Below are 18,459 nucleotides of genomic sequence, written 5' to 3'. Positions count from 1 at the left end.
ATCAAAAAGGGGCGTTATGCCCCTTTTTGTTTTTCGGAGACCAAAAATGAATTGGAGAAAGTTTCCGCATCTCGCGAAGAAGCTGCCCAATGTGGGCTATTGCGCGCTGAGCGAATGGTTTGAACACAGCGCCGCCAGCAAGGGCGCCGCGCTCGCCTTCTATACCCTGTTTTCCATCGCCCCCATCCTGGTGCTGGTGATCGCCATTGCCGGCATCTTCTACGGCAAGGACGCGGCGCAGGGCGAACTGTTCCTGCAGTTGCGCGGCCTGGTCGGCAGCCAGGGCGCCGAAGCGATCCAGCTGATCCTGGCCGGCGCGAAGAACGAGGAAGAAGGCAAGATCGCCACCATCATTGCCGGCGCCCTGCTGCTGTTCGGCGCCACCAGCGTGTTTGCCGAACTGAAGTCCAGCCTGGACGCGATCTGGGAAATCCCGCCCATCAGCAGCGGCACCATGTGGGACGTGGTCCGCACCCGCCTGCTTTCCTTCGGCATGATCCTGGTGCTCGGTTTCCTGCTGCTGGTGTCGCTGGTGGTCAGTGCCGCGCTGTCGGTGCTGGAACGGATCGCGCACGGCTACTGGCAGAACACGGCGCTGCTGCTGACTGTACTGAATTACGTGATCAGTTTCTGCGTGATCGCCGCCATGTTTGCCGTCATCTACAAGATGCTGCCGCGGATCAAGCTGTCCTGGCGCGACGTGGTCATCGGTTCGCTCGGCACGGCCGCCCTGTTCACGCTGGGGAAATACGCGATCGGCGCCTACATCGGCAACAGCGGCGTGGCCAGCAGCTTCGGCGCGGCGGGGTCGATGATTGCACTGCTGCTGTGGGTTTATTACTCGGCGCAGATTTTCTTCCTCGGCGCCGAGTTTGCGCGCCAGTATGCGCTGCAGATCGGCAGCCTGCGCCACCACCCGCGCGACGCGCAGGGAAGGCTCAAGGTGTGAAGATCATTCGCCGAGCAATTCGGCGATGACCTCCATGCCCTCCACCCGTTCGGCGACCACTTTCAGGATCACGATCACGGGGACGCCGAGCAGCAGCCCCCACACGCCCCACAGCCAGCCCCAGAACAGCAGGCTGACGAAGACCGCCGCCGCATTCATGCGCGCGATGCGGCCCGTCATCCAGGTGGTGACGAAGGTGCCGACCAGGGTGGCGATGGCGAGCGAGGCCCCCGTCACCAGCAGCACCATCTGCAGCGAATCGAATTGCAGGAAGGCCACCAGGCCGGTGGCGCTGGTGATCAGCAGCGGGCCGAAGTAAGGCATGATGTGCAGCAGCCCGGCCACGATGGCCCAGGCGCCGGCGTTTTCCAGGCCGATGGCCGTAAGCGCCAGCCACATCAGCAGGCCCAGCAGCACATTCGTCACCAGCAGCATGAACATATAGGACTGGATCGAGCTGTTGATGTCTTCCAGGATGTGCACGGTGATTTTCTTCTTCGACAGCGAGGGTCCGGTCAGCTTGACCAGCTTGCGCTTGAAGGTGTCGCCGGACAGCAGCAGGAAGAACACCAGGAAGATCACCATCGTGGCCTGGCTCAGGAAGCCGATCAGGCCGCGCGAACCGGCCCAGATCCAGTCGATGACCTTGATGCCGCCGGTGTCGCTCATGGCCGGCATCGGGCGTTTCGCGGCGCGGCGCGCCTGCTGGCCCGCCGTCGCCATCTCGATCTCGTTGGCCACGGCCTGGATGCGCTGGATGGTGCTGTTGCTGCCGCTGGTGGTGCTGGCCAGCAGCTTGGAGAGCTTGTGCGAGACGGTGGGCAGCTCTTCCACGATATTCCGGAATTCCCCATGCACGCGGTCCAGCATCATCGCGGTGCCGAACAGGATGGCGCCGGTGACGATGGTGGAGCCGATGGCGCGCGGAATGCGCAGCCGCTCCAGCCACACCACGAGCGGGTTCAGCGTGTAGGCGATGAGGATGCCGAGCAGGAAGGGAACGAGGAAATTGCGGGCCCACTGCACGGCGTACAGGAAGGCGACGGTGGCAATGATGCCGAGTGCCAGGCCGCGCGCATTGACATGCAGCGGCAGGCGCAAGGTGCCGGGGGATGCAGCCGCTTCGACGGTGTCGTTATCGGCGGGAACGGTGCGTGGCGGCTGGTCCATATGGGTTCAAGCCCGGCGCCTGCGTGGCAGGCGCCGGCTGCGCCGGAATTACTTCACGCGGATGTCGTTCTTCACCGACTGCACGCCTTTCACGCCGCGGGCGATTTCGCCGGCCTTGGTGATATCGCCAGGCTGGGCCACGAAGCCGCTCAGCTGCACGGTGCCCTTGAAGGTTTCAACGTTGATCTCGGTAGCCTTCAGGGTTGGCTCGTTGAAGATGCTGGCTTTCACCTTGGTGGTGATCACGGCGTCGTCGATGTATTCGCCGGTGCCTTCCTTGGAAGCGGTGGAAGCGCAGCCCACCACGGAGAAGACGGTAGCAGCGGTGAACACGGCGGTTGCGATTTTTTGTGCGATTTTCATGGTGGTTCTCCTTCTTGGTGTGGTCAAAAATGCTCAGGAAGCGAGCGTCATTAATCCAGTTCAGTAACCGAACTGGCTCTTCGCAGCCGAGACGCACTGGTCTTTGGCTGTACCGGCCAATGCATCGCATTTTTCAGCTGCGACCTTGTACTCGGCGATTCGTTTGTCTTCACGCGCCGCATTGCGCGCTTCGATCACTTTCTTGTCGGCCTTGGCATCGGCCAGCGCGGCCACGTGGGTCGCTTTGGCGCGCTGCAGGCACACATCCTTGTCATTGCCGGTAAAGGCATCGCAGCGGGTTTTATCCAGCGCGAAATCGGCATCGGCGATATCCTTGCGCGCCTTGGTATAAGCGCGCAGCGTGTTCTTGTATTGCGCGCTTGCATCCGCCTCAGCCCGCACGCGGGCCGCTTTCGCTTCCGCCACGCACACATCCTTCGGGTTGCCGGTAATGCTGTCGCAGCGCGCACGCGCCACCTTGTAGTTGGCGGCCGCAGCAGCCTTGGCGTTGTTGTACAGCGCTTTCGCTTCCGGCGTCGCAGCGATTGCGGCGCCGCTGGCCACGAGCAGTAATGTCATGAGCAGTTTCATTGCTGCGCTCCCTTTTTTTCTTATTGCGATGACGAGAGTGTCCAACAGTTGCGCCTTGTGTTCTGTACGGTGGCGTACATTGCGACAAGGGAAACACAACAATAAAAGGTGCGTCATCGCACAGACCGCGACAGCCGCGCTGCCTAAGCTGGAAGCACATTCAAATCAGGAGGACAGAACATGAAGACGACACCAGTACTGGCGGCCATCATGGTCGCCGTCGCAACCCTGACCGGTTGCGCCAGCAGCAGCTACCCGACGGACACCAACTACTCCACCCGCAACGATGCGTCTACCTACGGCGTGATCGACAACATCCAGGTGGTGCGGGTGGACCCTGCCACCAGCGGCGCTGGTGCAGTAGCAGGCGGCCTGGTAGGCGCGCTGGTGGGTAACCAGGTGGGTTCGGGCAGCGGGCGCGCAGCCGCCACGGCAGCGGGCGCCATCGGCGGCGCAGTGGTGGGCAATAGCGTGGAACGCAACCGCAACCAGCCGCACGACGTCTACCAGGTGTCCGTGCGCCTCGACAACGGCGACTACCGCACCATCAACCAAGACAACGTCTATGACCTGCGCGTGGGCAGCCGTGTGCGCGTGGTCGACGGCCGCGTCTACCGCTATTAATCTGAACGGGAAACTACACTATGGGCACCATACTGCTGATTATTCTGGTCCTCGTCCTGATCGGGGCGCTGCCAACCTGGCCGCATAGCCGCAACTGGGGCTATGCCCCGAGCGGCATCGCCGGCCTGATCGTGATCATCCTGCTGATCATGTTGCTGACCGGCAGGTTATAAGGAACAAGGGGCGCTGCGGCGCCCCTTTTTACAGGAGCACATCATGAAACATACCCTTATCGGCATGATGCTGGCGGGCCTGTGCTGCACCGGCTTCGCGCAGACCGGCGACACCACCCCGCCCGAGGTGGCAAAGAACCAGGCAAAGGAAATTGCGCGCGGCGAACCGGCGCGCTGGCAGAAAGCCGACCGCAGCATGCAGGCGCAGATCGCCACCAAGCGCAAGGAAATCGGCGCGGCCCTGAACGAAGCGAAAGTGGAGTGCAAACAGATGGCCGCGGGCGAGCGCGATGAATGCATGCGCGAAGCACGCGCCACCTACCAGGAAGACATGGCGAATGTACGCGAACTGGTGGCGCAGTCGAACCAGATGGGTTCGGACTACGACAGCACCGGCCAATAACACTTCTCAGGCGGCCTGCTCGTGCGGCGGCAGTTCATGCAGCACGAGCGGGGTGTCTTCCCTGACGGCGGCCAGCCAGCCGGCGGCCTTGATCGCGCGCGTGGCGTCGCGGTAGCCCTGGTCCCATCGCCACTCGATGGAGCCCTTCGAGAAATTGATGTCCTTCATCGGCATATGCCAGTCGTGGCCTGCATACGGCAGGCGCACCACGTGCAGCGTGCTGCCGCAGCCCATCGCCTCCAGCTCGCGCGCCGCCTGGGCGCTTTTCTCCTCGTCCGGCAAGGCCGCGTACAGGTCGCGCAGCGTCTGCTGCATGCGGCGCGTGTTCACATAGTCGGCCAGGTGGCGCCTGGAGCGTGACGCGAAGGTGACGTCCTTCTGGCGCGTCTGCACTTCTTCCAATGTGGTGGGCTCCGGGCCTTCGGCGGCCCACAGGTCGACCATGAAGCACAGGGTATCGGCGCCGCTGCGGTCAGCCAGCACGGTTTCCAGGGGGGTGTTCGAATACAGGCCGCCATCCCAGTACAGATCGCCGTCGATGCGCACCGGCGGGAAACCGGGCGGCAGCGCGCCGCTGGCGCGGATATGGTCGGCGCAGATCTGGCCATCCTTGCTGTCGAAGCTCACCAGGCTGCCGCATTTCACGCGCAGCGCATTGGCGGTGAGGCGCATGCCTTGCGGGCTGTTCAGGTAGTCAAAGTCCACCAGCTCCTTCAGTGTTGCCGTGAGTTCGGCGGTGTCGTAGAAGCTGGCCTGTTCCGGCGCCACCGGCAGGCCGAGGGCAAAGGGGTTCAGGGGACGCGGCCGGAAGAAGCCGGGAATGCCGCGCAACAGCGCATCGAAGGTCGAGAGGCCGACGTTGTGGCGCCGCTGCTGGTCGCTCAGGTGCGACATATTGATGCCGTTATTCTGGGCTACCCGGTCCCAGAAGGCCTTGATGCGCGTGAGCCTGTCCTCATGCCGGTTGCCGGCCAGGATGGCGCCGTTGATGGCGCCGATCGAGGTGCCGACGATCCAGTCCGGCGCCAGCTTGTGCTCGTGCAGCGCGTGGTACACGCCGGCCTGGTAGGCGCCCAGCGCACCGCCGCCCTGCAGCACCAGGACGATGCGCAGGCCCTGGGGGTTGAGTCGATTCGCAGCCATCTGGCCTCCTTTAGCGCCAATGGTATCGCATATAAAAAAACGCCGCGCGAGGCGGCGTTTGACTGATTGCTTCAGATTCCGGGATCGATGCCCCGCTTGCGCCGCAGCAGCCAGGCCGCGACACCGGCGCCGACCACGGTCAGCGCCAGCACCGGCTTGATCAGCCGCTTGCGGGCAATGAAGGAGCCCACCGTAATCGCATAGGGCATCAGCGCCTTGTAATTGACGCCGCCGAGGAAGCCGCCGCCACCGCCGCCGCCTCCCCCGCCCAGCAATCCGCCCAGCCGGGCCTGCGCCACGCCGACGGCATGGTCGAAGGCGCCATGCAGCAAAGCTTCCGGATGCAGCGCATTGACCACCTGCGCCTTCGAGTGCAGCACGCTGATGCGGTACAGCTCCCCTTCCCTGATCAGCCTTTCCTTATTGGCCTGCGCCGCACGGCGCTGTTCTTCCTTGTCGCTCATCGCCATCCTCTCACAACAGCATATCGCGGTCGGCTTTCAGCTCGGCCATGGTGGCCGGCAGCGCCAGCTTGCCCTGCTTGATGACCTTCATCATGTGCATGATGAGGCCGACGGCCACCACCAGGAACACGCCGGTCAGGATCAGCAGGATCTTCCAGCCCAGGGCTTCCCAGGCCAGGTAGATCAGCGTGGCGGTACCGAAGGCGATGGCAAACCATGCCGCCAGTATCGCCAGGGCGAACAGCACCGAGAGCTGCACGAGGTGGTTGCGCACCTCGGACAGCTCGCAGGCCGCCAGTTCGATCCGTGCCAGCAGCAGGCGCAGGCTGTTTTTTGCGACCCCGGCCAGGGAACCGATCAGGCCGGGAGCTTGTGGCTCGGAGTGTTCCATAGGGACTCCAGCCAGCGGCGCTTATTTGCGGCCCAGGATCACGCCAACCAGCAGGCCGACACCCGCTGCCACGGCGATCGAACGCCATGGATTTTCCTTGACATAGGCATCAGTGGAGCTGGCAGCCTGCTTGCCGTATTCCACGGCGGCCTGCTGGGCTTCCTGGGCCTTGGCCAGGGCGGTTTCCAGGGCGCGCATGCCGCGGCCGCGCAGTTCGTCCGCCTTTTCGCCGGTCAGGGCCGTGGCGGCGGTGAACAGGGCCTGCGCGTCCTTCACCAGGGTTTTCACGTCGTTATTTACGGTACTGATGTTATTTTCCAGCATGATTGGCTCCTTGTTAATAGTACGAAAGTGGAAACTTTACAGCGGACTGGCTATTCAAGCAAATCCCGCATATCGTCCGCGTGCTCTTCCTCGATGGCCATGATCCTGATCAGGAGCTGTTTGGTGGTCGGATCGCTGTCGCCGATGCGTTCAATCATCTGGCGGTAGGACTCGATTGCCACGCGCTCGGCGATCAGGTTAGCACGGACCATCGACTGCACTTCCATGGAGTCATCATACTCGGCGTGGCTGCGGTCCAGCAAAGTGGCCGGATTGAAGTCCGGCTGCCCGTTCAGCTGCACGATGCGTTCGGCCAGCCAGTCGGCATGCTCCTGCTCCTCGGTCGCATGTTCGAGGAATTCGGCCTTGATGCCGGCGTTGTCGCGGCCGGCCACCGTGTAGTAATGGCGCTTGTAGCGGTTGATGCACACCAGTTCCGTGGCCAATGCTTCATTCAGCATCTGCAGGACGGCCTCGCGGTCGCCCTTGTAGCCTGCCGTAACCGGACCATCGGACAGGTTCTGCGCCGCGATGCGGATAGCTTCCTTGTCGATGCCGCCAGTTTGGGTTGGGTTGGATTCAGCCATGATTTTCCTTCTTTGCGTTTAAAACTAATTTAGCGGCGTGCCTGCACCGGTGCGCCTGCTTCGCCGAGCACAATCTCGACACGGCGGTTCAGCTGGCGGTCGCCGGCGGTAGCATTGCTCGCCACGGGGTAGGCTTCGCCATAGCCGCGCGTCTGCACGCGGTTGCTGGCGATCCCCATCTGCATCAGCGCATTGCGCACCGATTCGGCGCGGCGCTGCGACAGTTCGAGGTTGTGCGCGGTGGAGCCGGTGCTGTCGGTGAAGCCTTCGATCAGCACATTGCGGTCCGGATTGTCGGTCAGGATCTGGCCCAGCTTCTGCACGGTGGACATGCCCTGCGAAGTCAGCACCGCCTGGTCCACGTTGAACAGCACGTCGCCCAGCGTCACCACCATGCCGCGTTCCGTTTGCTTGGCGTGCAGCTCGGCCAGTTGGGCGGCGAGAATGGCGGCAGCGTTTTCCGCGTTGCGCTTTTGCGCCTCCGCATTGGCCGCCTGGTTCTGCGCCGCCTGGGCTTCGGCCTGCGCCTGTTCGGCGGCGCGCTTCGCAGCTTCCGCTTCAGCGGTACGGGCTTCCAGGCGGATCTGGTCGCGCTGCTGGCCGGCCTTCGCGATATCGGCTTCGGCCTGTTTTGCGCGCGCCACTTCCTGCGCCGTCGCTACCTTCTGCTTGGCGATATAGGCCAGCTGGTCGATCTTTTCCAGGCTTTCCTTTTCGGCCGCTGCGGTATTCGCCGCATTCAGCGCATCGGTCGCCGCCTTCAGTTCCATCGCCGCATACTGGCCTACGGCGGGATTATTCTGGGCCGCCGCGAAGTCGCTGCGCGCCTGTTCCAGCGTGCTGGTGGTGGTCGGCACGGAGCTGCAGGCGGAAACGGCGATGGCCAGTGCCAGCAGGGCAGGCTTGAAGATCATTTTTTTCATGATGGTGTCCTTCCCTTATTATTTGGTGGTCAGATTGCTGTTGGCGCGGTCCAGCTCTTCGCGCAGAACGCGGATATCTTCCTGCAGCGTATTGGCGGCGGCCGTGGCCTTCTCCGAACTGGCCTTGCTTTGCGCCAGCTTGGCATCGGCCTGGGCCTGGGCAGCCAGGTCGCGTGCGGTGTCATAGTCCTTCGCAGCCAGCGCCTGGTTCGCGCGCAGCATCTTCTCGCGTGCGGACGCCATTTCCGCCGGCGCCAGCTCCGCCGCACCGGCGGCAGTCGCATTCTCGACAGCGTTGCGTGATACGGCCACGTCTGCCGTTGCAGGAACTTTTTCGCTTGCGCATCCGCCCAGTACGGACAGCGCCAACGCAGCGGATACAGCCAGAGTGAAACGAGGTTTCATTATTCTTCTCCTCAATATTCGTGTGATGGTATTGACGTTATAGCTGCGCAGCCCCGGCGAATCAGTGCGGAACCGCACATATGCGGACAAGCGTGCCGCTGCTCTGCCTCACGGTGCGCGACCGCACATTGCCTGCCGTTCAATTGGTGTAGCCTGCAGGCTTATTTGTATTCATACGAGAGGACCGCCATGTCCATGCCACGCCGCACCAGGATCGCCCTTGCCGTCGGCGGCACGGTGATCGCCATCCCGGCCATTGCCCTCATCGTGCTGCTCAACTATGACTGGAACAAAGCCAAGCCCTGGCTCAACCAGAAGACCAGCGAGGCTATCGAACGCCCCTTCGAAATCCGCGGCAACCTGTCGCTGACCTGGGAGAAGCAGCCCAAGCCGGCCCAGGACCGCAGCTGGCGCGACTACATCCCATGGCCGCACCTGGTGGCGCAGGACGTCCACATCGGCAACCCGGCGGCGATGGCATCGGATGCCAAACTGGAGATGCCGGCCGATATGGCCAAGGTGAAAGCCTTCGCTTTCTCGCTCAATCCTTTCGGCCTGCTGCACCACCAGATCTCGATTCCCGAGCTGCGCTTCGATTCGCCGCAGGTCTACCTGCGGCGCATCGATGACGGCCGCAATAACTGGACCTTCAAGAAGAAGGAAAAGAAATCGCCATGGGAACTGGACCTGCAGCGCATCGTATTCAGCGAAGGCGAGATCAAGCTGGTGGATGCGGTGCAGAAGATCGACGCCACCGCGAAGGTCGATACGCTGGACAACGATCCGAAATACGGCGTGCAGTGGAAGCTGTCCGGCACCTGGCATAAGGCCAGCATCGGCGGCGGCGGCAAGACCGGCGCCGTGCTCTCGCTGCAGGACGAGGACCTGCCCTTCCCCATCCTGGCCGATGTGAAGCTCGGCCTGGTCAACGTGGCGGCCGAAGGCACGCTCACCAGGCCTATCCAGCTGGCGGCGGTGGACATGATGGTAAAAGTCAGCGGCGCCTCCATGGCGCGCCTGTACCCGATCACCAACCTGGTGCTGCCGGAAACGCCCCCCTTCTCCACCTCGGGCCACCTGGTCGGCACGCTGGCCAAGGAAGGCGGCAAATGGAGCTACGAGAACTTCACGGGCCGTGTGGGCAGCAGCGATATCGGCGGCAAGCTGACTTACGAGATCAGGGAACCGCGCAGCCATCTCACGGGCTCGGTGCGCTCCAAGCTGTTGCAGTTCTCCGACCTCGGCCCGCTGATCGGCGCCGATTCCAACGAGAGCAAGGAGAAACGCGGCGTGGAGGCGGTGCAGCCCGCAAACAAAGTGCTGCCGGTGGAGACCTTCAAGACCGAACGCTGGACCGCCATCGACGCCGACGTCAGCTTCAAGGCCGACCGCATCACGCGCACCAAGCAGCTCCCCATCAGCAACCTGTACACCGAGTTCCACCTGAACGACGGCGTGCTGAAGCTGACCCCGCTGAATTTCGACTTCGCGGGCGGGAACCTGAAATCGACGGTGCAGCTGGATGGCAGCGGGCGCAAGGTGAAAAACGCGATCGCGGCGCAACTGGATGCGACGGGCCGCCACATCAAGCTGAAGGAACTCTTCCCCAACCTGCCGCAAATGCAGGCCACGGTGGGCGAGATTAATGCCGAAACCAAGCTGACCGCCACCGGCAATTCCGTCGCCACGCTGCTGGCCTCTTCGAACGGCGAGCTGAAAACGCTGATCAACGACGGCACCATCAGCAAGCTGCTGCTGGAGCAGATGGGCCTCAACGTGGGCAACATCATCGTTACCAAACTGGTTGGCGACAAGCCGGTGCAGCTGAACTGCCTGGCGGGCGATTTCGTCGTCACCAACGGCGTGGCGCAGACGCGGCTCTTCGTCGCCGACACCACTGACGCCACGGTCTACGTGACGGGCGGCCTGAGCCTGGCCAACGAACGCATGGACCTGACCTTGAAACCCGAGAGCAAGGGCCTGCGCATCATCTCGCTGCGCGCGCCCATCTATGTGCGCGGCACCTTCAAGAAGCCCGATGTGGACGTCGACAAGGGTGTGCTTGCCATGCGCGCCGGCGGTGCCATTGCACTGGCCACGCTGGCGGCCCCGGTGGCCGCGCTGGCGCCGCTTGTCAGCGGCGGCGGCGGCGGCGCCGATTGCGGCAAGCTGCTGGCTGTGGCAAGCGAAAAACCGAAGGCGCCGCCGCCCGGCAAAAAGATGAAAAAGTAATACCAAAGTAACAAAGCGTTACTGGGTGCGATGGCGAACAGAACGTATCTGCCCTGCTGCCTATGATGGAAGCGTGTTCAAACAAGGAGCGCAACATGAAGCAACTGACTTCTCTGCCAGCCGTCCTGTCCGGGCTTGCACTGGCTGCCCTGGTGGGCTGCGCAACGCCCGAACCGGCGCCGGTTGTGGCCTCGACGGACGATGTAACGCTGACCAACAACGTGCGTGCCGCCCTGGCGAATCAAAAGGGCCTGAACCCTGGCGACGTGATGGTGGAAACGTATAGCGGCGAAGTGCGCCTGAGCGGGTTCGCGCCTTCGCAAGAGGAAATCGACACGGCAGTGGCTGCAGCGCGCAGTATCACTGGCGTGAAGGTTGTCAGGAACGACATGCAGGTGAAATAAGCTCTTCACAATCATCCAAGGAGATCATCATGAATATCAAACAGATCGTAGGCCGTGCTTCCATCGTTGCTGCCGTGCTGGGCCTGAGCGCCTGCTCCGGCATGTCCACCCAGGACCGTAACACCGCCATCGGCGCCGGCGTTGGCGCAGTAGCAGGTTCCGCCCTGTCCGGCGGCTCGGCACTGGGCACCGTGGGCGGCGCAGCCGTCGGCGGCGTGATCGGCAACCAGGTCGACAAGCCACGCCGCTAAGCGCAAAGGGGCCTCAGGGCCCCTTTTAAAATTGGGGACAGACCCGGATTATACGAAACGCATAATCCGGGTCTGTCCCCAATTTCTTAGCTGTTGTCTTTTACCAGCTCGTAGCAGCGGCAGGATACGGCTTCCAGGCCGGCGGAATCGAGGATCTCGATGTTGCCGCGGCTGTAGGTAATCAGCTTCTGGTTCTGCAGCGCGCTGGCGGCCTTGGTGACGCCGACGCGCCGCACGCCCAGCGCATGTGCGAGGAACTCGTGGGTGAGGTGGAATTTCTCCGACTGCAGGCGGTCACGCGTAATCAGCAGCGAGCGTGCCAGCCGTGCTTCCAGCACGTGGAAACGGCTGCACACTGCGATCTGGATGGCCTGTGCCAGCAAGGTGTCGGTATAGCGGTGCAGCAGGTGCTGCAAGGCTTCATTGCGGCTGAACTCCGCGCAGAAGTCGCTGGCGCCCATGCGCAGCATGCGGCCCGCGCGCTGCACCACGGCGCGCACCTGCGCCTGCTCATGCCCCAGCGCCACGGAGGCGCCGATCATGCCCTCGCGTCCCACCGACCCCACTTCGAGCGTCATGCGCCCTTCGGCCACCGCCAGCAGCGAGATCAGTGCATCCACGGGGAAGTAGACGAAACGGACCGTCTCGCCAGGTTCGAACAGCAGGTCCCCCACCTCCGCCTCGACCGTCTCGCACAGCGATTCGAGATGCTGCAGGTCCTCGGCGGGCAGGCTCGCGAGCAAACGGTTGCTGGCGGTCTGGGGCCGGGAGGGACTGCTTTGCACGGTGTCGAAGTTCAGGTTCATCAGCAATAAGGCCTGTCAGTTCGGCGCGTTTCACATGGTAAGCCGAGCGTAACGACTCTCATTACCCATGTATGTACGGTGACGCACGGAACGAGAAGCGGTGCCGCAGGACAATGCTTCCACCCGCTGCACGCTTTGCGCAGCATTCACACGAAGGGAACAATCATGGACAATCCAGTCACTCACAAGAACACCCATCCAGTACTGCTAATCGCCGCCATCGCGGTGATCCTGTTCTGCACCGTGGGCATTGCCGCTGTTATGGGCTGGCTGCCCTCTTCCATCGGCAGCGCCGACACCACGCCGGTTGCGGCGGTCCCTGCGGAACCTGCCTACCCGCCGCCATCGGCCGCGGTCAACGATAGCCAGTACGCCGCGAACGCCGCCGTCGGCGGCGCAGCGCTCGGTGCGGCCGCAGGCGTTGCGGCGCCACGTCCCCAGCCGGCGCCGGAACCTGAACCTGTGCGCGCCGCTGCGCCCGCGCCGGTCTGCAAGAACTGCGGCGTGGTCGAGAACGTGCGCGTGATTACGCAGCGCGCTTCCGGCAGCGGCGTTGGCGCCGCGGGCGGCGCTGTCGTGGGCGGCCTGCTGGGCAACCAGGTGGGCGGCGGCCATGGCAAGGACCTGGCCACCATTGCCGGTGCGATCGGCGGCGCCGTGGTCGGCAACCAGGTGGAAGGCAATATGAAAGCCACCAAGAGCTATGACGTCACGGTGCGCATGAACAATGGCGCAACCCGCACTATTCACACCACGTCGGCCAATTGGCAGGAAGGCGACCGGGTGCGTATTGTGAACGGTCAATTGCGCGCACGCTAAGCCGAAAACACAACAGATTACTTTCTCCCCATACAAGCCCTGTGGCGTGCCACAGGGCTTTTTTTCGCTATGTGTGATGCCGAACAGAGTGCGTGATCGATGCCGCCGGACAATGAATTCACGCTGTCGCACAAAGCGGAAACGGTTTGTGAAGAGGAGAACAAGAATGAACAGGGTACTTTGGGGTTGGATCATTGCGGCAGGGCTGCTGCTGGCCCGTATCGGCTATGCAGCGCTGGAATCGGGCGAGACCTCTTCGCCGGAAATTACCGTAATGCTGCTGCTGACGGGCGGCCTGCTGATCGGCCTGTTCGGCATTACCGGCCTGCTCGGCATGCTGGGCTGGGTGCCGCGGCTGGCGGAAAAACATGATTGAATGCAAACGTTGTCTGAACTGTACGTCAGCGTACAGAAGGTATGAGGGGCGGCGCCGATAATGGATTCCATGACGGCGCCGTTTTTTATCGCCGGCCATTCAACCCTAAGAATGAGAGGACACAATCATGCTTTATACAATTGCGGTAGTACTGATTATTCTATGGCTGCTGGGCCTGGTGACTTCCTATACCATCGGCGGCTTCATCCACATTCTGCTGGTCGTCGCGATCATCATGATCCTGCTGCGCCTGATCAGCGGACGCGGCGTCTAGCGCACGATCCAAAGTAACATTCCACGACAGGCCCTGATTGTTGCGAGACAATCAGGGTCTGTCCTTATCTGAGAAGGAGACACACCATGACGACGATACTGAACCGGGCAGCAGCTGGCGCCGTGGCGCTGGCCATGACTGTCGGCGCAACGGGATGCGCGAATATGGATAGCACGCAGCGCGGCACCGCCACCGGCGCCGGCATTGGCGCCGGCCTGGGCGCGATCCTCGGCGCCAGCACCAGCGGCGGCGGTGGCGGCCGCACGGCGACCGGCGCCGTGCTGGGCGCGGCGGCGGGCGCCGTGGTCGGCAATATCTGGTCCAAGCGCATGGAGAACCAGAAGCAGGCCATGGAACAGGCCACGCGCGGCACCGGCGTGCAGGTGAGCCAGACCGGCGACAACCGCCTGCGCCTGGAGATCCCCAGCGATATCTCCTTCGATACCGACCGCGCCGACATCAAGTCCAACTTCCGCCCCATCCTGGACCGCTTTGCCAGCACGCTGCAGGACAATCCCGCCGCCAGCGTAACCATCATCGGTCACACCGACAGCACCGGCAGCGAGCAGCACAACCAGTCGCTCTCGGTTGACCGTGCCTCGCATACGCGCGACTATCTGGCTACGCGCGGCGTGTCGCCGACCCGCATCGTGGTGGAAGGCCGCGGCGAGCGCGAGCCGATCGCGTCCAACGATGACAATACTGGCCGCGCCCGCAACCGCCGCGTCGAAATCTTCGTCGCGGAACCTGCACCGCGCGGCGGCTAAGGAGACTGTATGAAACTGTTCCTGTCCATGCTGTGCGCCGGCGGCCTGCTAGCCGCCCTGCCCGCCTCCGCGCAATCCATGAAGCCCGGCCTGTGGGAGATGGAAACCAAAGTGGCCTCGGCCAATCCCGAGACCATGCAGGCGCTGGCGATGGCGCAGCAGCAGATGGCCAATATGCCGCCCGAGCAGCGCAAGATGGTGGAAGACATGATGGCGAAGAACGGCGTCAGCATGGGGCTGGCCAAGGGCGGCGGCGTGGCCGTGAAGTACTGCATGACGCAGGAGATGGCGGACCGGAATGAGCTGCCGTCCGGCCAGCCGGGCAACTGCACGTCCACCCGCACGCCCGTCCCGGGCGGCATGAACGTGGCCTTCAAATGCAGCAAGCCCGCGTCCAGCGGCAACGGCCAGGTGATCTTCAACGGGAACACCGGCTACTCGATGCGCATGAATGTGAACAGCGCAGCCGGCGGCCAGCCGCAGAACATGACGGTGGAAGGCAGCGGCCGCTGGCTCAGCGCCGATTGCGGCGCCGTGGGCAAGGTGCAGTAATCAGTTCGCTTCCATGAAGGCGAAGTAAAGGTCGCGCGCTTTGGTGGCCACCGGGCCTACCGCCAGCGCGCGGCCTTCGTAGTTCACGCAGGGCGTGACCTTGCCGTAGTTGCCGGTATTGAAGATCTCCACCGCCGTTTCCAGCTCCTGCGGCATCACGGTACGTTCCACCACCGTGATGCCCGCCTCCTTCAGCAGCGCGATCACGCGCGCCCGCGTAATCCCCGCCAGGAAGGTGCCGTTCAGTGCAGGCGTTACCACTTCGCCTTGCGGCGTCACCAGGAACAGGTTGGCGGACGCGAATTCGGCCACATTGCCCTCGCTGTCGCACACCACCGCGTTGTCGTAGCCGCGTTCCTTCGCGTCGCGCAGCGCGCGCGAGGTGTTCGCATACAGCGACGAGGCCTTGGCGTCGGTCGGCGCCATCAGCGCCGTCGGACGGCGCAGCTGCGACAGGCAGGCGCTGAAGCCGGTGAACGGCGGCATCGGCGCATCGAACAGCGTCAATGCGAAGCCGCTCTTTTCCGGCACGGGGATCAGCAGGCCCTCGGTGGCAAATACCAGCGGGCGGATATACAGCTCGGCGTCGGCCGGGAAGCGTGCCACGCCTTCGCGCACCAGCGCTTCCATTTCATCCACGGTCAGCGGGCATTGCATGCCCAGGCTGGCCGCGGAACGGATCACGCGTTCCAGGTGCGGGCGCAAGTCCGGCATGCGGCCGCGCACCGAGCGCGCGCCGTCGAACACCGAGGAACCCAGCCAGACGCTGTGGTCCATCGCACCGAAGATGGGAGTATTGCCGTCGCTCCAGGCGCCGTTGAAGTAAGTGAGGTACATGCCGCCATCCTGCTGAATTGTTGAGTAAGCCTCACAATTTAGCACAGGCGGCATGGCCTGTCAGAAGGCGTGGCGCAATCCCATGCTGATGCCGCTGCGGCCGCGCCCGCGGTCGGTATAGGTGCCGACGGTGTAAGGCGCGTTGTTCTCGGCGCGGATCTTCGCATACGAGGCGTAGACGGCAGTGCGTTTCGACATTGCATACGTCATGCCGACAGCAAGCTGGTTCGCATCCTGGTTGGCCAGCGTGCGGTCGTCCTTGCGGATATAGGAGACCATGAAGGTGGCATTCCCGCGCGGGACGGAGATGCCCACCAGTTCATCGCGGCTGCGGGTCGACGGCGAGGACAGCACCAGGGCGCCGATCGGATTGTTCTGGTCCCATGGCGAGCTGCCCACGCCGCGGTTGACGCCATACGCTGCATACACGGTCGCCGGCCCCAGGTTCGCATTCGCCGCGATCAGCGTATTGCGGGCCGAGAGATCGACCGGCGCCGTGGACCCTGCCGCTTCCAGGAAGTTGTTCTTGCGCTGGTGCGCAATGCGCAGGTTCACGATGCCACGCTCGTAGCCGATCATGGCGCCATAGCCGCGGTTGCGCGAACTGCTGAAGGTCGATTCGCCGAAACTGTAAATGGCCGAACCGGTCAGCCCGTGGAAGGGGCGCGAGCGGTACTTGATGGTGTTGTCGTAGCGCTTGTAGCCATTGCCGATCAGGTTGTCGGCGGTGCCGGTGGTGCCGCCGTGGAAGGGATCGGCCACCTCGGCCAGGGCTTCGTACTGCAGGTTGTACTGGCGGCCCAGCGTGAGCACGCCCCAGCGGCTGTCCAGGCCCACATAGACCTGGCTGCCGAACAGGCGGTTCTCGTCGCTCTGGCCGGTGTCGTTGCGGATGCCGGCTTCCAGCCGGTACACGGCGGACACCTCGTTGCCGAGGTTTTCGCGGCCGGTCACGCCAAGCACGGAGCCAGTGGACACGCCGGGAGAGACTTTGGTGCTGGGGCAAGGGCCCGTGCAGTTATGTTCTGACACGACGCCGGCATCCAGAACGCCATAAATCTGGGTGGAGCTGCTTTGGGCCCACACTGCCAAGGGACTGAGGCAGATGAGCGCGATCATCGGGGTCTTCATGATGCTCTCTAAGGTCAAGTCAACAATACACCGATTGGCTCGGCTATGCCACCTTGCTTGCTTTTCCCCCAAAGCTTGGTAGCAGTTTAGTGCTTGCTCTTGCTTTCATTCTGTGCGCAGGCCAACAAAAAACGCAAGCTTTTTGCTCAAGCGCGGTATAGTGAATTACCACGTCCATGAAAGGCCGGTCCATGAGACAATCTGCCCGCTCCCTGTACGAGAGCAAACGCCAGAGCGCAGCTGACGCGCTGCAGCACCTGAAAGATGGCGATTTCATCATTGTTCCCACGGGCGCGGGCGAACCGCCTGCCCTGCTGCATGCACTCTCCGAACAGCGCCGCCAGTTTCTCGATATCAAGGTGGCGCAGATCCTGGCCATGCGCAAATACGGCTATTTCGACTGCGATACCACGGCGCATGTGCGCCATGTGGCGCTGTTCTTCGGCGGCGCCTCGCGTGCCGCCGGCCAGGCCGGCTGGGCCGATTTCATTCCCTCCTATTTCTCCGAGATTCCGGCCCTGATCGAGCGCGGGCAGATCGCTTCGGACGTGGTGTTCTCGATGGCGTCGCCGATGAACGAACACGGCTGGTTCGCGCTCAGCCTCGGCGCCGATTACACGATGGCGGCCGTGAAGAAAGCGCGCGCCATCGTGCTGGAAGTGAATCCCAATGTGCCTTTCGCGCATGGCCAGTGCCACATTCACATTTCCCAGGTGACGGCGCTGGTGGAAAGCAGCGATCCCGTGCTGGAAGTCGGCCTGCCAGCCATCGGCCCGGTGCAGGAAGCGATCGGGAAATATGTGGCGGACATGATCGAGGACGGATCGACGCTGCAGATCGGCTACGGCGGCATTCCCGATGCTGTGGTGCAGCAGTTGACGAACAAGCACGATCTCGGCATCCACACCGAAATGATCGGGGACGGCATCCTGACACTGGTGGAAGCCGGTGTGGTGACAAACCGGCGCAAGAACTTCCTGCCGGGGAAAATGGTGGCGACGTTTGCGCTCGGTTCGAAGCGCCTGTATGACTTCATGCACCACAACGCGATGCTGGAAATGCATCCGGTGGATTTCAGCAACGATCCCTACATCGCGGGGCAGAACGACAAGCTGGTGGCCATCAACGCCAGCCTGCAGGTGGACCTGCTGGGACAGTGCGGTTCCGAGAGCATTGGCCACCTGCCCTATTCCGGCACCGGCGGCCAGGTGGACTTTGTGCGCGCCGCCAACCGTTCGCGCGGCGGCAAGGCCTTTATCGTGCTGCCGTCCACCGCCAAGGATGGCGCCATCTCGCGCATTGTGCCTACGCTGACGCCCGGCACCCATGTCACCACGGGCAAGAACGACATCAACTATGTTGTTACCGAGTACGGCGTAGCCCAGCTGCGCGGCAAGTCGGCGAAGCAGCGGGCCGAGGCCCTGATCAGTATCGCCCATCCCGATTTCCGCGGCGAACTGCGCGCGGCCGCCGCGAAAATACAGCTCTGCTGAGCGTTCG

General features: G+C 63.2%; 26 protein-coding genes. 13 read left to right on the top strand and 13 right to left on the bottom strand.

Annotation, left to right across the window (positions count from 1 at the left end; all coding sequences use genetic code 11):
* Positions 1-46 precede the first annotated feature (46 nt).
* Positions 47-949 carry a YihY/virulence factor BrkB family protein gene (locus tag ACJRPG_RS05220; protein ID WP_407998980.1) on the top strand — a complete coding sequence of 301 codons (903 nt, stop codon included), beginning with the start codon at positions 47-49 and terminating at the stop codon, positions 947-949.
* 3 nt (positions 950-952) lie between these two features.
* On the opposite strand, the gene ACJRPG_RS05215 is transcribed toward ACJRPG_RS05220, so the two are convergent.
* The 3 genes from ACJRPG_RS05215 to ACJRPG_RS05205 are packed head-to-tail and all read right to left on the bottom strand — an operon-like array spanning position 953 to position 3,061.
* The gene (locus ACJRPG_RS05215; protein WP_407998979.1) at positions 953-2,119 is read right to left on the bottom strand and encodes an AI-2E family transporter; all 1,167 of its coding nucleotides are present in this window, start codon (positions 2,117-2,119) and stop codon (positions 953-955) included.
* Between the two features lie 48 nt (positions 2,120-2,167).
* The gene (locus ACJRPG_RS05210) at positions 2,168-2,482 is read right to left on the bottom strand and encodes a BON domain-containing protein (protein ID WP_407998978.1); all 315 of its coding nucleotides are present in this window, start codon (positions 2,480-2,482) and stop codon (positions 2,168-2,170) included.
* A 60-nt stretch (positions 2,483-2,542) separates the two neighbouring features.
* Complete coding sequence (locus ACJRPG_RS05205) at positions 2,543-3,061, bottom strand: hypothetical protein (protein ID WP_407998977.1); 519 nt, start codon at positions 3,059-3,061, stop codon at positions 2,543-2,545.
* 192 nt (positions 3,062-3,253) lie between these two features.
* Here ACJRPG_RS05205 and ACJRPG_RS05200 point away from each other — a divergent pair, with 192 nt between their 5' ends.
* From ACJRPG_RS05200 to ACJRPG_RS05190, 3 genes are read left to right on the top strand one after another with little or no spacing between them, the layout of a single operon-like run.
* Entirely contained in the window at positions 3,254-3,697 is a 444-nt protein-coding gene (locus ACJRPG_RS05200) for an outer membrane lipoprotein (RefSeq protein WP_407998976.1), read from the top strand.
* A 20-nt stretch (positions 3,698-3,717) separates the two neighbouring features.
* Positions 3,718-3,870 carry a DUF3309 family protein gene (locus tag ACJRPG_RS05195; RefSeq protein ID WP_407998975.1) on the top strand — a complete coding sequence of 51 codons (153 nt, stop codon included), beginning with the start codon at positions 3,718-3,720 and terminating at the stop codon, positions 3,868-3,870.
* 43 nt (positions 3,871-3,913) lie between these two features.
* Positions 3,914-4,273 carry a hypothetical protein gene (locus ACJRPG_RS05190; protein ID WP_407998974.1) on the top strand — a complete coding sequence of 120 codons (360 nt, stop codon included), beginning with the start codon at positions 3,914-3,916 and terminating at the stop codon, positions 4,271-4,273.
* A 6-nt stretch (positions 4,274-4,279) separates the two neighbouring features.
* On the opposite strand, the gene ACJRPG_RS05185 is transcribed toward ACJRPG_RS05190, so the two are convergent.
* The 7 genes from ACJRPG_RS05185 to ACJRPG_RS05155 all read right to left on the bottom strand — a co-directional run bounded on the left by ACJRPG_RS05185 (position 4,280) and on the right by ACJRPG_RS05155 (position 8,510).
* Positions 4,280-5,416, bottom strand: a complete 1,137-nt coding sequence (locus ACJRPG_RS05185; RefSeq protein ID WP_407998973.1) for a patatin-like phospholipase family protein — start codon at positions 5,414-5,416, stop codon at positions 4,280-4,282.
* Between the two features lie 71 nt (positions 5,417-5,487).
* A complete protein-coding gene (locus ACJRPG_RS05180) occupies positions 5,488-5,880 on the bottom strand; it encodes a hypothetical protein (protein WP_407998972.1) in 393 nt (130 codons plus the stop codon).
* A gap of 10 nt (positions 5,881-5,890) precedes the next feature.
* Positions 5,891-6,271 carry a phage holin family protein gene (locus ACJRPG_RS05175; protein ID WP_407998971.1) on the bottom strand — a complete coding sequence of 127 codons (381 nt, stop codon included), beginning with the start codon at positions 6,269-6,271 and terminating at the stop codon, positions 5,891-5,893.
* A 21-nt stretch (positions 6,272-6,292) separates the two neighbouring features.
* Complete coding sequence (locus tag ACJRPG_RS05170) at positions 6,293-6,595, bottom strand: ElaB/YgaM/YqjD family protein (protein ID WP_407998970.1); 303 nt, start codon at positions 6,593-6,595, stop codon at positions 6,293-6,295.
* Positions 6,596-6,645: 50 nt separating this feature from the next.
* Positions 6,646-7,182, bottom strand: a complete 537-nt coding sequence (locus ACJRPG_RS05165; RefSeq protein ID WP_407998969.1) for a ferritin-like domain-containing protein — start codon at positions 7,180-7,182, stop codon at positions 6,646-6,648.
* 29 nt (positions 7,183-7,211) lie between these two features.
* Positions 7,212-8,105: an OmpA family protein gene (locus ACJRPG_RS05160; protein WP_407998968.1), complete on the bottom strand. Its 894-nt coding sequence runs from the start codon at positions 8,103-8,105 to the stop codon at positions 7,212-7,214.
* Between the two features lie 18 nt (positions 8,106-8,123).
* Entirely contained in the window at positions 8,124-8,510 is a 387-nt protein-coding gene (locus ACJRPG_RS05155; RefSeq protein WP_407998967.1) for a DUF4398 domain-containing protein, read from the bottom strand.
* Between the two features lie 189 nt (positions 8,511-8,699).
* Between ACJRPG_RS05155 and ACJRPG_RS05150 the strand changes: the two genes are divergently transcribed.
* The 3 genes from ACJRPG_RS05150 (at position 8,700) to ACJRPG_RS05140 (ending at position 11,397) form a co-directional block, all read left to right on the top strand.
* A complete protein-coding gene (locus tag ACJRPG_RS05150) occupies positions 8,700-10,742 on the top strand; it encodes an AsmA family protein (protein WP_407998966.1) in 2,043 nt (680 codons plus the stop codon).
* Between the two features lie 95 nt (positions 10,743-10,837).
* Positions 10,838-11,146, top strand: coding sequence for a BON domain-containing protein (locus ACJRPG_RS05145; protein ID WP_407998965.1), 309 nt, complete (start codon positions 10,838-10,840; stop codon positions 11,144-11,146).
* 29 nt (positions 11,147-11,175) lie between these two features.
* A complete protein-coding gene (locus ACJRPG_RS05140; RefSeq protein ID WP_407998964.1) occupies positions 11,176-11,397 on the top strand; it encodes a YMGG-like glycine zipper-containing protein in 222 nt (73 codons plus the stop codon).
* 86 nt (positions 11,398-11,483) lie between these two features.
* Here ACJRPG_RS05140 and ACJRPG_RS05135 read toward each other — a convergent pair whose 3' ends face one another.
* Complete coding sequence (locus ACJRPG_RS05135) at positions 11,484-12,203, bottom strand: Crp/Fnr family transcriptional regulator (RefSeq protein ID WP_407998963.1); 720 nt, start codon at positions 12,201-12,203, stop codon at positions 11,484-11,486.
* A gap of 165 nt (positions 12,204-12,368) precedes the next feature.
* Between ACJRPG_RS05135 and ACJRPG_RS05130 the strand changes: the two genes are divergently transcribed.
* The 5 genes from ACJRPG_RS05130 (at position 12,369) to ACJRPG_RS05110 (ending at position 14,991) form a co-directional block, all read left to right on the top strand.
* Positions 12,369-13,022, top strand: a complete 654-nt coding sequence (locus ACJRPG_RS05130) for an outer membrane lipoprotein (RefSeq protein WP_407998962.1) — start codon at positions 12,369-12,371, stop codon at positions 13,020-13,022.
* A gap of 166 nt (positions 13,023-13,188) precedes the next feature.
* Positions 13,189-13,398 (top strand): hypothetical protein, encoded by a 210-nt coding sequence (locus ACJRPG_RS05125; protein WP_407998961.1) that lies wholly within the window; start codon positions 13,189-13,191, stop codon positions 13,396-13,398.
* A 127-nt stretch (positions 13,399-13,525) separates the two neighbouring features.
* Entirely contained in the window at positions 13,526-13,672 is a 147-nt protein-coding gene (locus tag ACJRPG_RS05120; protein WP_145879099.1) for a lmo0937 family membrane protein, read from the top strand.
* Between the two features lie 86 nt (positions 13,673-13,758).
* On the top strand, positions 13,759-14,439 hold the full coding sequence (locus ACJRPG_RS05115; protein WP_407998960.1) for a YiaD family glycine zipper/OmpA-like lipoprotein: 681 nt from the start codon (positions 13,759-13,761) through the stop codon (positions 14,437-14,439).
* A gap of 9 nt (positions 14,440-14,448) precedes the next feature.
* Entirely contained in the window at positions 14,449-14,991 is a 543-nt protein-coding gene (locus tag ACJRPG_RS05110; RefSeq protein ID WP_407998959.1) for a DUF3617 domain-containing protein, read from the top strand.
* Here ACJRPG_RS05110 and ACJRPG_RS05105 read toward each other — a convergent pair whose 3' ends face one another.
* Both ACJRPG_RS05105 and ACJRPG_RS05100 read right to left on the bottom strand, forming a co-directional pair.
* Positions 14,992-15,828 (bottom strand): branched-chain amino acid aminotransferase, encoded by an 837-nt coding sequence (locus ACJRPG_RS05105; RefSeq protein WP_407998958.1) that lies wholly within the window; start codon positions 15,826-15,828, stop codon positions 14,992-14,994.
* A gap of 60 nt (positions 15,829-15,888) precedes the next feature.
* Complete coding sequence (locus tag ACJRPG_RS05100) at positions 15,889-16,959, bottom strand: porin (protein ID WP_407998957.1); 1,071 nt, start codon at positions 16,957-16,959, stop codon at positions 15,889-15,891.
* 191 nt (positions 16,960-17,150) lie between these two features.
* Between ACJRPG_RS05100 and ACJRPG_RS05095 the strand changes: the two genes are divergently transcribed.
* Positions 17,151-18,452, top strand: a complete 1,302-nt coding sequence (locus tag ACJRPG_RS05095; RefSeq protein WP_407998956.1) for an acetyl-CoA hydrolase/transferase family protein — start codon at positions 17,151-17,153, stop codon at positions 18,450-18,452.
* Positions 18,453-18,459 lie beyond the last annotated feature (7 nt).

This window comes from Pseudoduganella rhizocola (assembly GCF_045984285.3).
Taxonomy (GTDB): Bacteria; Pseudomonadota; Gammaproteobacteria; order Burkholderiales; family Burkholderiaceae_D; genus Rugamonas.
The sequence above is the reverse complement of the archived record's forward strand: the minus strand, read 5'-3'. Positions and strand labels throughout refer to the sequence as shown.

Excerpts from the sequence above, each read along its gene's own strand:
- ACJRPG_RS05100 (WP_407998957.1), bottom strand. The coding sequence starts at position 16,959 with ATGAAGACCCCGATGATCGCGCTCATCTGCCTCAGTCCCTTGGCAGTG.
- ACJRPG_RS05210 (WP_407998978.1), bottom strand. The coding sequence starts at position 2,482 with ATGAAAATCGCACAAAAAATCGCAACCGCCGTGTTCACCGCTGCTACC.
- ACJRPG_RS05215 (WP_407998979.1), bottom strand. The coding sequence starts at position 2,119 with ATGGACCAGCCGCCACGCACCGTTCCCGCCGATAACGACACCGTCGAA.
- ACJRPG_RS05170 (WP_407998970.1), bottom strand. The coding sequence starts at position 6,595 with ATGCTGGAAAATAACATCAGTACCGTAAATAACGACGTGAAAACCCTG.
- ACJRPG_RS05140 (WP_407998964.1), top strand. The coding sequence starts at position 11,176 with ATGAATATCAAACAGATCGTAGGCCGTGCTTCCATCGTTGCTGCCGTG.
- ACJRPG_RS05190 (WP_407998974.1), top strand. The coding sequence starts at position 3,914 with ATGAAACATACCCTTATCGGCATGATGCTGGCGGGCCTGTGCTGCACC.
- ACJRPG_RS05105 (WP_407998958.1), bottom strand. The coding sequence starts at position 15,828 with ATGTACCTCACTTACTTCAACGGCGCCTGGAGCGACGGCAATACTCCC.
- ACJRPG_RS05095 (WP_407998956.1), top strand. The coding sequence starts at position 17,151 with ATGAGACAATCTGCCCGCTCCCTGTACGAGAGCAAACGCCAGAGCGCA.
- ACJRPG_RS05125 (WP_407998961.1), top strand. The coding sequence starts at position 13,189 with ATGAACAGGGTACTTTGGGGTTGGATCATTGCGGCAGGGCTGCTGCTG.
- ACJRPG_RS05155 (WP_407998967.1), bottom strand. The coding sequence starts at position 8,510 with ATGAAACCTCGTTTCACTCTGGCTGTATCCGCTGCGTTGGCGCTGTCC.
- ACJRPG_RS05195 (WP_407998975.1), top strand. The coding sequence starts at position 3,718 with ATGGGCACCATACTGCTGATTATTCTGGTCCTCGTCCTGATCGGGGCG.
- ACJRPG_RS05150 (WP_407998966.1), top strand. The coding sequence starts at position 8,700 with ATGTCCATGCCACGCCGCACCAGGATCGCCCTTGCCGTCGGCGGCACG.
- ACJRPG_RS05160 (WP_407998968.1), bottom strand. The coding sequence starts at position 8,105 with ATGAAAAAAATGATCTTCAAGCCTGCCCTGCTGGCACTGGCCATCGCC.
- ACJRPG_RS05110 (WP_407998959.1), top strand. The coding sequence starts at position 14,449 with ATGAAACTGTTCCTGTCCATGCTGTGCGCCGGCGGCCTGCTAGCCGCC.
- ACJRPG_RS05145 (WP_407998965.1), top strand. The coding sequence starts at position 10,838 with ATGAAGCAACTGACTTCTCTGCCAGCCGTCCTGTCCGGGCTTGCACTG.
- ACJRPG_RS05175 (WP_407998971.1), bottom strand. The coding sequence starts at position 6,271 with ATGGAACACTCCGAGCCACAAGCTCCCGGCCTGATCGGTTCCCTGGCC.
- ACJRPG_RS05180 (WP_407998972.1), bottom strand. The coding sequence starts at position 5,880 with ATGAGCGACAAGGAAGAACAGCGCCGTGCGGCGCAGGCCAATAAGGAA.
- ACJRPG_RS05185 (WP_407998973.1), bottom strand. The coding sequence starts at position 5,416 with ATGGCTGCGAATCGACTCAACCCCCAGGGCCTGCGCATCGTCCTGGTG.
- ACJRPG_RS05120 (WP_145879099.1), top strand. The coding sequence starts at position 13,526 with ATGCTTTATACAATTGCGGTAGTACTGATTATTCTATGGCTGCTGGGC.
- ACJRPG_RS05135 (WP_407998963.1), bottom strand. The coding sequence starts at position 12,203 with ATGAACCTGAACTTCGACACCGTGCAAAGCAGTCCCTCCCGGCCCCAG.
- ACJRPG_RS05205 (WP_407998977.1), bottom strand. The coding sequence starts at position 3,061 with ATGACATTACTGCTCGTGGCCAGCGGCGCCGCAATCGCTGCGACGCCG.
- ACJRPG_RS05165 (WP_407998969.1), bottom strand. The coding sequence starts at position 7,182 with ATGGCTGAATCCAACCCAACCCAAACTGGCGGCATCGACAAGGAAGCT.
- ACJRPG_RS05115 (WP_407998960.1), top strand. The coding sequence starts at position 13,759 with ATGACGACGATACTGAACCGGGCAGCAGCTGGCGCCGTGGCGCTGGCC.
- ACJRPG_RS05220 (WP_407998980.1), top strand. The coding sequence starts at position 47 with ATGAATTGGAGAAAGTTTCCGCATCTCGCGAAGAAGCTGCCCAATGTG.
- ACJRPG_RS05200 (WP_407998976.1), top strand. The coding sequence starts at position 3,254 with ATGAAGACGACACCAGTACTGGCGGCCATCATGGTCGCCGTCGCAACC.
- ACJRPG_RS05130 (WP_407998962.1), top strand. The coding sequence starts at position 12,369 with ATGGACAATCCAGTCACTCACAAGAACACCCATCCAGTACTGCTAATC.